The sequence below is a fragment of the Campylobacter magnus genome (genome assembly GCF_028649595.1).
GTDB classification, from domain to species: Bacteria; Campylobacterota; Campylobacteria; order Campylobacterales; family Campylobacteraceae; genus Campylobacter; species Campylobacter magnus.
The window spans coordinates 135,171-147,830 of sequence record NZ_JAQSLK010000003.1; the positions used below are offsets into that span (position 1 = coordinate 135,171).

At 39.9% G+C, this 12,660-nt stretch carries 6 protein-coding genes; 3 read left to right on the forward strand and 3 right to left on the reverse strand.

Annotated features, from left to right (window positions below; genetic code table 11):
* The first annotated feature begins 421 nt into the window (after positions 1 to 421).
* Complete coding sequence (locus PTQ34_RS05180) at positions 422 to 5,179, forward strand: DUF4214 domain-containing protein (protein WP_273932458.1); 4,758 nt, start codon at positions 422 to 424, stop codon at positions 5,177 to 5,179.
* Positions 5,180 to 5,341: 162 nt separating this feature from the next.
* Entirely contained in the window at positions 5,342 to 6,472 is a 1,131-nt protein-coding gene (locus tag PTQ34_RS05185; RefSeq protein ID WP_273932459.1) for a DUF3800 domain-containing protein, read from the forward strand.
* Between the two features lie 916 nt (positions 6,473 to 7,388).
* Here the strand turns inward: PTQ34_RS05185 and PTQ34_RS05190 are convergent.
* Positions 7,389 to 7,970: a c-type cytochrome gene (locus PTQ34_RS05190; protein ID WP_273932461.1), complete on the reverse strand. Its 582-nt coding sequence runs from the start codon at positions 7,968 to 7,970 to the stop codon at positions 7,389 to 7,391.
* A gap of 223 nt (positions 7,971 to 8,193) precedes the next feature.
* Complete coding sequence (locus PTQ34_RS05195) at positions 8,194 to 9,450, reverse strand: major outer membrane protein (protein WP_273932462.1); 1,257 nt, start codon at positions 9,448 to 9,450, stop codon at positions 8,194 to 8,196.
* A 140-nt stretch (positions 9,451 to 9,590) separates the two neighbouring features.
* On the opposite strand from PTQ34_RS05195, the gene PTQ34_RS05200 reads away from it, so the two are divergent.
* The gene (locus tag PTQ34_RS05200; protein WP_273932464.1) at positions 9,591 to 10,010 is read left to right on the forward strand and encodes a hypothetical protein; all 420 of its coding nucleotides are present in this window, start codon (positions 9,591 to 9,593) and stop codon (positions 10,008 to 10,010) included.
* 305 nt (positions 10,011 to 10,315) lie between these two features.
* Here PTQ34_RS05200 and uvrC read toward each other — a convergent pair whose 3' ends face one another.
* Positions 10,316 to 12,157: an excinuclease ABC subunit UvrC gene (gene uvrC, locus PTQ34_RS05205; RefSeq protein WP_273932536.1), complete on the reverse strand. Its 1,842-nt coding sequence runs from the start codon at positions 12,155 to 12,157 to the stop codon at positions 10,316 to 10,318.
* Positions 12,158 to 12,660 lie beyond the last annotated feature (503 nt).

Here is a 12,660-nt window from a genome sequence, read left to right on the forward strand (position 1 = left end):
ATTCTAGATTTTATCTAAAATTCCCTACTATCTCATCCCCCGACCCCTTCAGCGGATCTCATCACAAAGAATTCTAGAATTCCCTAGCTTTTACTAAATACTGCAAGCAAGCTCTTAGCTAAAGCAACACTGCCTTTAAACCTCTACCATTTCATCATTTCACCCACTTTTAGTAACTTTTTTAAAACTTTTTCATTTTTGTTCTTTATTTTAAGGACTAAATTTACTCATTTTGATAATTGTTCTAGTATTGTCAAAAATATCTTTAAAGATTTCTTAATACTTAACTCAAACTTAAATTCACAAGCAAATTTAACAAAGCACCTCTAAGCACTATTACTACGATATTAGAAGCAATTCTTAAAATAAAATTTTGTATTGAAAATTGCTCTTTTCAAATTTTTCTATAGAAGGAGCCAATATGGCACTAACAACAACACAAGTAAACCAAGCATTTCTTGGTCTTTTGGGTCGCCCAGCAGAGGGCTCAGCAGCTACTTGGGGAGCAGGTTCTCTTAACCTTGATTCTCTACTTAACAGCATCTTTATCGCTGAGAACACAGAGGACTTCGTAGAGTCTCTATACACTGAGTTTCTTGGCCGCGCAAGCGACGCTGAGGGCAAAGCTTTCTGGAACTCACTTCTAGCTACTACTTCAAAAGAAGCAGTTCTAGCTCAGTTCAAAGCAGCTGTTCTAGCAGCTGGTCAAGCAGATCCAGCAAATGCTGACTACCAAGGCTTAATCGCAACAAACAAAGCTTTCGTACAAGCTCTATACACAAACCTACTAGGCCGCGAGGCTGACGCTGAGGGTCTAGACTTCTGGGCAAATGCTCTTACATTAGGCACTTCTAGAGGCGACCTACTAGCTCAGTTTACAGCAGCTGCTATGGCTAGTGGTGTTGATAATGATGATTATCAGGCTATCACTGCTAAACTAGCAGTAGCAGATGCTTTCAGCGCAAAATTCTCAGCTTTCAGCTCTAATGTAACAGCTGATGAGAAAAAAGCAGCTCTAGATCAACTAAAACTTATGATGGAAGGCGTTGTAGCTGGTTCTACAGTAGAAGATGTACAAGAAGAAATCGATCTAATCGCTGGCAACTACCAAAACAGAACTTCACAAGTATTCACAAAAGCTAACGACGATGATCTAGATGCTAGCGAGGCTACTGCAGCTACTACATTCCGCGGTACTGTAAACCTAATCGACGCAGAAAAAGGCACTATCCAAACAACAGACAAAGTATCTGGCAACACTGACTTTGACGATACTCTAGTTGTAAATGTAACTAGTGATTCTACTCACAAGCTACTAGATCTTAATGGCGACCTACCTACAGTCAGCGATATAGAAAAACTAATCGTTAACAACGGCTCAGCAAATGTAGAAGGCGACCTAGATGGCGTTAACTTTGGCAATAGCGTTAGCATCACTGGTACTGGTGATGTAAACCTAAAAGTAACTGGCAACCTAGAGAACCTATCTGTATCTAGCGCTACTAAAGGTGATGTAGCTATCGATGTAAGTAGTGTACTAGGCAACTACACTGGTGGAAATGCTGGCGAGAGCGTAACTGTAGCTTCAACTGGTAGCATCAAAAAAGCTAGCCTTGGCGCAGGTGATGATGAACTAACTATCAATGGCACTGTACTTGCTGGGGGTACTATCGATCTAGGTGCTGGTAATGACGACCTAGTGATCAACAGCGATATCATAGTTGCTGCTAATGAAGCAAAAATCACTCTAGATGGCGGCGCAGGCTCAAAAGACACTCTTACACTTAATGGCACACTTGACCTTTCTGGCGTAAAAAGCATCAAAGGCTTCGAGACTATCGACGCTACTAATGCTATTATCTCAGCTGAGGCAGCAAATGGTCTAAAAGCTAAGTTTGTAAATGGCTCAAATCTAGTAGTGTCTGGCGATGCTAAAGCTACTACAAGCATCAACCTAAGCGGTCTTAGTGTAGATAAAAATGAGAGTGCTACTGTAGCTCTAAACGGCCTTACTAAAGAGACTATCACTCTTAGCAAAGACAAAGGTATCACAGAGAGCATAGAAATCTTTAACCCTGATGTAAAAGGCAATGAGCAAGTAAGCGTTACTATCAAAAACTTTGCTAAAGGCGACACTGCTGATAAACTAGTAGTAGCAAATGGCTCATATGTAGTAGCTCTAGATCTAGTAAAAGCTGATAAAATAGATCCAAGCAAAGCTACTCAAGCACTAAAATACATCCAAGAAAACGTTACTGGTCTTCAAGCTGGCACAAACTATGTAGCTATCAACACTGCTAATGGTAAAGCTTCATATGTATGGAAAGTAGACGGTGCTACAGCTACAAGAGACAATATCAAACTAGTAGCTACAGTAGACAAAGCTCTAGCTACAACTGACTTTATAGGTGGCGACACTCCAGTTCCAAGCGAGACAGTCGACACTAAAGATTATCCAGTTACTAGTGGCGAGCTAGACCTTAGCACTGTAGTGATGAGCGATCCAAATAAATCGTATGCTGTAGAGCTAGGCACAAATCCAGATGTAGCTAGCATCACAAGTGTTAAACTTCCAGCTGGTGTTAAAGCTGCTGCACTTGTAATAGAAAATAAAGGCACAACTCCTGCTCAAGCTGTAGAAGTAAGCGTTCCAGCTGATGCAGTAATCCCAACACTAACTCTTGGATCAGCAACTGATAATACTCAATACAATGTAACAGTAGCAGCTAATGCTCAAATCAGCGCAATCGTTACAAACAATGCTGACAATAAAATTGACATCTCTGCTCTACCAGCAGGAACTGTGACAGTAGTAAATGCTGGCGATGGTATTGATACTCTAACAATCGGTGGTGAGGCAGCTGCAGATGGCTTCTCAATGACAGGCGTTGAGAAACTTGCTTACACTGGTACTACTATCAACTCTGATGCTATTTTTGCAAATGCTGAGCCTAACAAAACTCTAGAGCTTATCAATGAATCTGGCAATGTAAACAAACCACTAATTGTAAAAGCTGGTACAGCAAATAATGGCAATGTAGACCTATCTAGCCTAGTTAACACTGAAGTTGCAGGCAAAGCAGCTGCTATCGAAGTAACTGGCGTGCAATCTGGCAAAACTGTAACTCTAAGTAGTGGAACTGCTGCTAAAGCTATAACTGAGACTGTAACTCTAGGCGCAGCTACTGGTGTAACTGTAAACAATGTTCAAGCAGGTGATTTAGTAACTAGCAACAACTTCACTCTAAATGGTTCATTTGCAGAGCTAAAAGGCACTATCGAGACTGGTAAACTATACTTCACAACTGTAACTGCTGGTCAAACAGCACAACAAGCAGTAGATGCAGCTATAGCAGCAGCTAGCTTCAAAGGTGATGCTATCATCGCTGTAAATAGCAGCTCAACTGCAACTGGCAATGCTGATATCTTCGTAGTAAAAGCTGGTGTAGCTACTCAAGTAGTCAAAGTAGATAACATCATCAATGCTCAAGACGAAATCAAAGATGGCACTCTAGCATTCGATGGTGGTACTCCAGTTCCACCAACACCAGTTACTGAGCCTGCTAAAATCAAAGCTCAAAAAATAGTAGGTGGAGGGGATAATGATTATGAACTAGTGCTATCTCAAGCTCCACTAGATGTAAACAACAAAAATGTTACTCTAAGCCTAGATAATACAGATGCTATTACTACGCTAAAAGCAGCTTCTGCTGTAATGCTTACGATAAATGCTACAGGTGATAGTGGTACAGTATCATTTGATCCAACAGTGACTGCAAAGACTGCAGCTCTTACAAATGTAAAATTTGATGGCACTGGCACTAGAACAATCAATCTAGACAAAGTAAACGCTACTGCTATTGTAGGGATCACTGATGGAGCTGCTAACACTACTCTAGATCTAAGTGCATATACTTTTGATGCTAGTGCGTCAGCTAGTAAATTCAAAAATGGTCTAGACATCAACCTAGGTGATGGTACTGACATAGTAGTTCTACAGGCTAGTGGTGGCACTGGATACGCGTCTGGTGCATTTACTCTAACTGGTGTAGAAGGCATCAAAGTAAGTGGTGATACTGCTACTAAAATTAATGTAGACCTTCTAGCAGATAAAGCAACTGTTGACAGTGACAAAATTGCTTATACATCAAAAATCAGCCAACTTGAAGGTAAAGCTCTAACAATTAATGGCTTTGATGCTAGCAATACTAAAACTATCGACCTATCAGGTATCACAAAAGTAGCTGAAAACTCAGCTATCACTATAGATGCTACAAGTATAACAGGTGTTGCTAATCTAACATCAGTAAAAGGTACTGCAGGCACTAATGATACTCTATTGTTAGATAATGCTGCTACTGCTGGTAAAGACTATAGCAAGATTACTGAAATCTCTGGTATAGAAAAAATCAGCCTTGGTGGTGTTAATAGTGCTGATAGTGGTGCGACAATCAACTTCACAGCTATCAAAGACGCTGTAAAAGAAGGTGCAGCTGGTATCACTCTAGTATCTAATGGCAAAGGCTCTGGTTCATTTACTATTAATACTGATAAAGAAACTACTATAGACCTAACTGGGCTAAAAAATGGCTCTGGAGCTGAGGCTATCGCAGGTGTAACTATACAAGATGTAGCAGCTAAATCTACAGTAACTCTAAATGTAGATGACAAATTAGTTGAGACTATCAAACTAGCTAAACTAGACACTAAGGAAAATGCCGTTACCATCACTGGTGCTAATCTAAAAGAGAAATTCATCATTGGTGATGCTAGTCAAAACGACAAAATCGACTTTAGTGCTACTGTAGCTAGTCTAGCTGGTACTGATAGTAATAAACTAAAGGCTCTACCAGATGCAAGCAGTGGTACTGCTAATGCAAAAGCATACGCACTACAAACATCAGGTGACGCTACTTTAGGTTCTAAAGATGTAACTGCTCTTACAAAAGAAGAACTCGCTGCTAAAGTAGGCAAAGTAGCTAGTGAAGCAACCGGCTCACAAGCAGTAGTATTTGTAAGCAACTCAGGTGATCAAAAAGACCTAACTGGTGTTTATCTAGTAACTGGAAATAACAGTGCTACTACTATAAAAGATATTCAGTTAATAGCTACTATTAACGGTGCTGATATAGTAGCAGATACTTACAAAGTAGATAATGGCGTTCTACAGTTTGCTTAATCTCTTAGAGCTTTAAGCCAACCCTTAGGGAATTCTAGAATTCCCTAAGCACACTAGAATTCCCTAACTTCTAGGGAATTCTAGATCAACTTTCGCCCTTTTTGGTATAATACCAAAAAGGGTTTTTTATTAGACAGACAATATAAAATGGTGGATAGCATTATGATTGATTTTCTAACTTCAAATATAAAAATAAATCTTTATTATGACGAAACTAACAATATCAGAAAATTTTATCTAACAAACAACAAAAGAGAATATTTAAATAGCGATATTTCAGCGTTTATTTTGGGCGGAGTTGGGCTAAAGCCAGAAATGTTGTCTAAAAATAATGTTTTTGATAAATCTTTAAAAGATTTGTTTGAAAAACTAGGACTTCAAAAAACACAAAGTGAATTAAAATTCAAACATATAGCACATGGCAGCTTCCAAGATATTTTAAAATCAAAAAAGTTAAATATATTATTTGATTTTTTATTAGAAAATAATATTGTTTTACATATGCAAATACTAGATGTTATTCATTGGTCTTTAATTGATATTATAGAAAGTCAAACAACTATAGATATCGTTAATCCTTATTTTTTTCTCGATGTCTGTATTTTAAATAAAGTTAAATCAGCTCTAACAGAAATCGCCAAGTCATTTAAAACAGATTTTTTCAAAAATCTTTATGACTTTAAATATCCAGATGTGATTGATAAAAAGAAAGAATTTGTTATCTTTCTAAAAAAATTTTTATTAAAATTTAATGAGGAAAAATTATATGTTAAAAAGGGCATTGATCCAGTAATACTAGAATTGTTAGAAAAAGTGCTTTGTAAAATAGAAGAATTTGATAATGATATGTTTGTTTTTTTGGAAAATGAGCCAGAACATAAGTTAATCGATAAATTTCTTGAGTTCTATTTTCATAGAATAATATTATTTCCTAAATGTTATCATATTTTTGACAATGAATTTGAAGTTGAAAAAAAGCTACCAAATTTTTTAAAAGAAAAGAATAATTATAAATTTGTAGATTCAAAAGATAATTTATTGGTTCAATTATCTGATATTATGGTTGGGTTTTTTAGAAGCTTGTTTGAATATATCTTAAAAATTGATTATATAGATATAGAAGATGTATTTAATAGTTTTTCAAAAGAAGAAAAAATATGTTTGAAAAAATTTTTTAATCTTTGTCAAAAAACAGAAGAAATTGATACTAAATTATTTCAATATATAACATCGATATTTGACATAAACAAAATCCACAAATTAGCCGAATTGTCGCTTAATAGTAAGTCATAAATCAATAAGACTATATTAAAAAATTCCAAAACTCGCGCTAGTGTTTTTGGCTTGCGCCAGCTGTGAATAAAATCTAGAATTCCCAAAATTCCGTCATTGCGAGGGAGCAAAGCAACCGAAGCAATCTCTAGAGAATTCTAGAATTCCCTAAGACTTATCTCATCCCTCCGACTTGACTTTCTTTGTCATCCCCCAGTTTGACTGGGGGATCTCATCACAAAGAATTTAGAATTCTATAGAGATCCTCGGGTCAAGCCCGAGGATGACATAGTAGAGAATTCTAGAATTCCCTAAAAAATACCCCCTAACCCCCAACCAGCGGATGTGAAGCAAAAAATGCAGATAAAGCAAGAGAATTCTAAATTTTAGTGGGGGTTTTAGGGGAGGCAGCCCCTAAGGGTTTAGGGCGCAGCCCTTATAAAATTTGCGAGCTAGGCTTTATCCAGCCTAAAAGCGAGCAAAATTCTAGAATTCCTAAGAATAAATTTAGAATTCCTAAGGATGAATTTAGAATTCCTAGAGATTGCTTCGCTTCGCTTGTAATGACGGAATTTTAGACGGAATTTTGAACGAGATTGCTTCGTCGTTCGTTTCACTCACTCCTCGCAATGACGGAATTTCTGCAATGACGGCGATTTGATGAGATTGCTTCGGTCGCTTTGCTCCCTCGCAATGACGAAGGGAATTCTAGATTTATTTATGATGAGATCCCCCGATCAAGTCGGGGGATGACAAAAAAGTCAAGTAGGGGGATGACACAAAGCTTAAAGTCAGGGGATGACAGGGAATTCTAGAATTCCCCTTAGAGATTCCCTAAAGGGCTGGGGGATGACAGAGAATTCTAGAATTCCCAGGGTTGAGATTGCTCAGTTAGGCCAAGGATGTGCGCCCAAGAATGGCGCAAAAGAGAGTAGGGTTACTCGATATATGTGCCTTGCGTAGTTGGCTTGCGAGAGATAGGACGGTTTTCCTGATTTGAGTAGATAAAGGCGCTCTCACCCTTTATATACGCTATCATGTCGCCTAGGTCGCGGTAGTTTGTCGCTACTGCGTAGGTGCGCATGATGTAACGTGAGTCGCCGCCGTAGTCAGGGTTGTTTGCGTAGCCGATGATGGCGTCGTTGATCTGCTGGCCGGTCATTTCGTTTAGGCGGCGAGTTTTGCCACCGACTTTTATCTCGCCTTTTGCGCCATGGCAGCTAGCGCAGCGAGCTAGGTAGAGCTCTTCGCCACGAGCCATGTTAAAGTCCTGGGCTTTGTCAACGCCGATGTTTATCATGCGCTTTTTGCGTCCATCGCGTGTGCTAGTATCCTCTGCTCCACGCACTACGCGCACTGTGACATTGCCGTCTTTTGAGTGCTTGGCGACTAGTTCTTCAAGCTCTTTGCCAAACTCACCGTCTGCTTCTATATAATACTCACCATTTTGAGCGGCAAAAAGAGTCTGGGCGCAAAAGATAGCGCAAGCCGCAGCAGCTAGAAATGTAGACTTTTTCATAAATTTTCCTAAAAATAAAAGTTGCGAAATTATATAAAAAAAATATTTAAGAGTGTATAAAAATCTAGGGAATTCTAGAATTTTATATAGAGATCCCCCAGTCAAGCTGGGGGATGACAGGGAATTCTAGAATAAAAAAAAGGAAGCCAGACCCGAAGGCCCGGCTCCCTTTTGAGATTCCCCAGTCAAGCTGGAGAATGAGGCTTAGCTAAACTTTCTAAAATTAGAAGTTGTAGCGAGCGTCAAAGCGGAAGCGGTTGCTTTTATCTTTTACACCGTCTTGTTTCTCAGTTACCATTGAGTACCAAGCGTTGAAGCTAAGTTTGTCATTGTATTTGTAACCAGCACGAACAACCCACTCGTTAGCTTTTAGGTTGCCTCTAAGGTTTTTTACTTTGTCATGAACATAGTCTACACCGATAGAGTATGCATCATAAGTATATTTTGCTTTTCCAAACCATACTTTGTGTTTACCACTAAATGAAGTGTAGTTGATTAGCTCTTCACCTGGTTTGATTAGAGAGCCAGCGTCTTCTAGGGTATGAACGCTTATTTGGTCTTTTTTACCATAAGTTAGGTAACCAGCGTCAAGGTCGAAGCCATAGAAGCTAGCACCTAGGTCGAAGCCAAAGAAGTTAGAGTTAGCAACTAAGCCATCATTCAAAGCTGTTCTACCGTAGTTGTCTTTGAATTTGCCAGTTAGGTTAGTGTGAGCCCATTGAGCTTTACCACGAACTGATACATCATCATTGATAGCGTAGTTAGCGCCAGCACTGATAGCAAATAGGTTAGCTACTTTGTTTAGACCTGCGTACCATGCTTGTAGGTCTAGGAACTCGTTTTGATAGATAGCTGCTACGCCCCATAGATTTTTTTGGTGAATGAAAGCACCGTTAGGCTGATTCATGTTGAAAGGAACCATACCTAGGTCGCCGTCTTCCTCGAAGTTAGTGTAGTAAAGACCAGCAAGTGTTAGACCCTCTACTGGGTTAACAGCTACTTTTAGACCAGTTGCTACGATATCATCAGTGAAGAACGTACCAGCTGGTTGGCGACCAAATAGAACTGTAGTGTAAGGAATAGCAGTAAAGCCTACATAGTATTGACGAACTGAGAAGCTATCACGACCTTGGCCACCCCAGCCACCGTTGGTGCCAGATAGACCACCGTGAGTATTAGCGATACCGCTATTTAGACGATTGTGGCTGCCTACGATGTCAGCGCTGTCATAGCGTAGACCGATAACAGCAAAGAAGTTGTCATCTAGAGTAGCTTTGAAGTTTACATCAAGTGTAAAACGGTGGTAAGTGTCGTGTGTTTTCTTACCAATCGCTGGTTTTGTATCAGTTGATTGGAATCTATAGCGACCAAAACCGCTTACATCGATATCTTTGATTGCTTCCTCTAGTGGAGCAGCACTAACGCTAGAAAGCGCACCAGCTGCTACAACAGCAGCTAAACTTAGTTTGAAAAGTTTCATTTTTTTCTCCTTGTTGAAATGTGGGAGCAATTGTAAAAGGTTTGTGCTTAGAGTTTGCTGAATTTTTACGAATTTGTTGCCGATTGTTTACCAAAATCTAAAAATTCTGCTAGAATTACGAAAAATTTTTGGAGAAAAGTATGAAAAAAATCTTTTTTTTGTGGATATTGGGGCTGTTTTTTGCTGGGTGCTTCTGGGACGAGCCAAAACCACGAGTGCCGCAAAAGCCTGCTGGCGTGCTAACAAAAGGCACTCTAAACAAAATCGAGCGTGTAAAAGGTGGATATATCCTACACGCACTAATAAAAAATGGAAATAGATATGAAAACGCCAGAGGCATGGTAAATAGCCTGCAAACTCGCTCAAGCGATGGTGCTGCGGTAAGCTACGAAGAAGGCGATTTGCTCGGTATGCAGCTTAAAAATGGCGTTATAATGTATAGTGAGGTGATGATAAAAAACTATACTACAAGAGAGGGCGCTGTGTTAAGATCAGCAAATAAGCGTGATAAAAGCAAGATAAAAGCGTCGCTGCCGCAAGAAAATAAAATAAGATTTTAGCCTTTGTGCTTTGGTGGTTTTTTTAAATGCTGATATAACGCAAAAAGCCCAGCCTAGCAATTTTGCTAAGCCGGGCTTTTTGCGTTTAAGAAGGAGACCGAAAAAAAACTTTTGAAAAATTTTAATTGCGTGGTGAAATTATAAAAAAATCTGGTAAACACTCGGTAATACTAGATGGAATTCTAGTTGGAATTCCTATTTGAAATTCTAGTTTTTAGCACTTAGCTAGGTTAGCGTAAAAATTAACAAAAACTAGAATTCCTAGGTGGAATTCTTCGGTGGAATTCCTAGTTGGAATTCTAGATTTAGCTCTCAGCTAGCTTTTTTGCGGCTTGTTTGCCTGCGATTCTTGCTATTTCATCATTTGAAGCCGCCTTAATAGCCTCAAAACTTCCATAATAATCAAGCAATTTTTTTATAGCTCCTGCGCTTAGTCCTAGCTTTGCTAGCTCGCTTTTTGCAAGGTTTGTTTTGTCTCTGGTTTTTCTATGAAAGCTGATAGCAAAGCGGTGTGCCTCATCACGCAAACGTTGTAAAAACTGTAATTTAGCATCATTTGGGCTTAGTTTCATCTCGCCAAGTTCGCAGTGGATTTTATCTAAGGCTGAGCCTTTTGCTCTATGGGCTTTGGCGTCAATTTTTTCTTTGGCGATTGCTAGCACATCGACATTTGCGCCAGAGCTAGCCACCACGGCGCAGGCTAGGTCATATAGAGCCTTGCCACCATCAATGAGCCACAAATCAGGCGGCGAGGCGTTCTCAAAGCGCAAGGCGCGAGCTGTTAGCATTTCTTTCATCTGTTCGTAGTCATTGCTGCTGCTAAGGTGCATGTGACGATAGCCATCTTTGTAAAATTCGCTATTTTTTTCGCTGCTGTTTGCTTGCCAAGCTATCATTGCTCCTACTTTTGCCTCTCCAAAGAGCATTGAGTTATCAAAGCACTCGATTTTTAGCGGTAGGTTGTTTAAGCCAAAGTAGTTTTGTATATCTTCTAAAAGGCTGTATTTGTGGGTGTTTATGTGCTTTTTGATGAGTTCAAGGGCGTTTTTGTGTGCTATATTTACTAGGGCTTTTTTCTCGCCGATTTTTGGCGTTTTTATGCTAAATTTGCGGCTGTGGCGAGTCTCTAAGACCTGCTCGCAAAGTCTGCTGTCTTCAAAATCATCGCTAGTGAAAATCTGGCTACACGCAAGCGGCAGTGAGCTTGGAAAGGCTGCTAAAATGCTTTGTTTATATAGCTCGCTAATAATGCTCTCATCGCTATTTTGGGCAATTTTTAAAGCTGGGGTGATAGAGTGCGTGGCGTAGGCTACCTTGCCCTCTCGCACGCTAAGCCTTAAAGTGCAAAAAAAGCCGTTAGCACTAGCCACTGAGAATATTTCAAAGTCCTCAAACTTTGCTAGGTCGATTTCTACCTTGACGCTTATGCTTTTTATAGTCTCAATCTGATCTCTTAGATGCGCTGCTTGCTCGAAGTTTTCGTGCGTGGCGTGAAAGAGCATTTTTTGCTCTAAACGCGGTATAAGCGAGGTAGGGTTTTTTAGTGCTTTTAGGGCATCACTCAGCACAACTTGGTACTCTTCTTGGCTCACTCCACCCACGCAAGGCGCTAGGCAGCGGTTAATTTGCGCAAAAAGACAGGCTTTTTTCTCTTTTAGACAGCCTTTTTTTTGGACTAGGGCAAATTCCTCATAAATTGCTTCTAAAATATCTTTTGCACCTTTGTAAAATGGCCCAAAATAGCGTATTTTTGCGCCTTTAATGAGCTTTCTAGTGATAACTGGGCGAGGGTAGGGCTCGCTAAAATCTACATATATATAAGGATAGGTTTTATCATCTCGCAATAAAATATTGTATTTTGGGCGCAACTGCTTGATAAAAGAGTTTTCAAGTATGAGTGCGTCGCTCTCGCTGCTAGTCTCGATCCACTCTATATGCACAGCCTCAGCTATCATTTTAGCGATGCGAGGTGCTAGGCGAGGGCTGGGGGCTAGCGTGGGCGTAAAGCTAAAATAGCTTTTTACTCGGTTTTTTAGTACCTTTGCTTTGCCTACATAGAGTAGTTTGCCAGCAGCGTCGAAGTACTCATAGACGCCGGGGCTGTTTGGTAAAGATTTTAGTTCGTTTTTTAGTGTTTCTTTTTTTATTGTTTCTTTTTTTATTGTTTCTTGCATTGGTTTTACTTTATTTGCTTGTCTTTTTATTGACTAGTTTTTAAATTCGGCTGGCTCAGCTTGCGGACGCTTTTTTAAAATTTTGGCTTGGACAGCCCAGCGCCTTACAAGCGAGCTTTCGCACTGTTTGCGTCGTTAGCCGCTAAGCTTGTGCTTTTTTGTTACAGCAGCGGCTAGCTCGCAAATCAGCACGAAACTCGCTTGAACGCTACCGCTACGACGCCCCACGGCTAGTCCTGCGCCAAAATTGTAAAAAATCGCCTCGCAATCTTGGAGCCTTTTATTTTAACAGCCGCTACCGCGAAGTTTAAACAACAGCGCAAGTTAGAATTCGCTAGGGAATTCTAAATAGGCTGGCTCAGCTTTTTTGCTCTTTTTTGCGCTCACAGCTCGCACAGCCCAGCTTGTTCTGGCAAAATTTTCACGGCAGTTTCCTGCGGACTTCGTCCTTGAAATTCAGCCGTGAAATTTTGCCA

Coding starts and splice junctions, on each gene's coding strand:
- PTQ34_RS05200 (WP_273932464.1), top strand. CDS start 9,591: ATGAAAAAAATCTTTTTTTTGTGGATATTGGGGCTGTTTTTTGCTGGG.
- PTQ34_RS05185 (WP_273932459.1), top strand. CDS start 5,342: ATGATTGATTTTCTAACTTCAAATATAAAAATAAATCTTTATTATGAC.
- PTQ34_RS05180 (WP_273932458.1), top strand. CDS start 422: ATGGCACTAACAACAACACAAGTAAACCAAGCATTTCTTGGTCTTTTG.
- PTQ34_RS05190 (WP_273932461.1), bottom strand. CDS start 7,970: ATGAAAAAGTCTACATTTCTAGCTGCTGCGGCTTGCGCTATCTTTTGC.
- PTQ34_RS05195 (WP_273932462.1), bottom strand. CDS start 9,450: ATGAAACTTTTCAAACTAAGTTTAGCTGCTGTTGTAGCAGCTGGTGCG.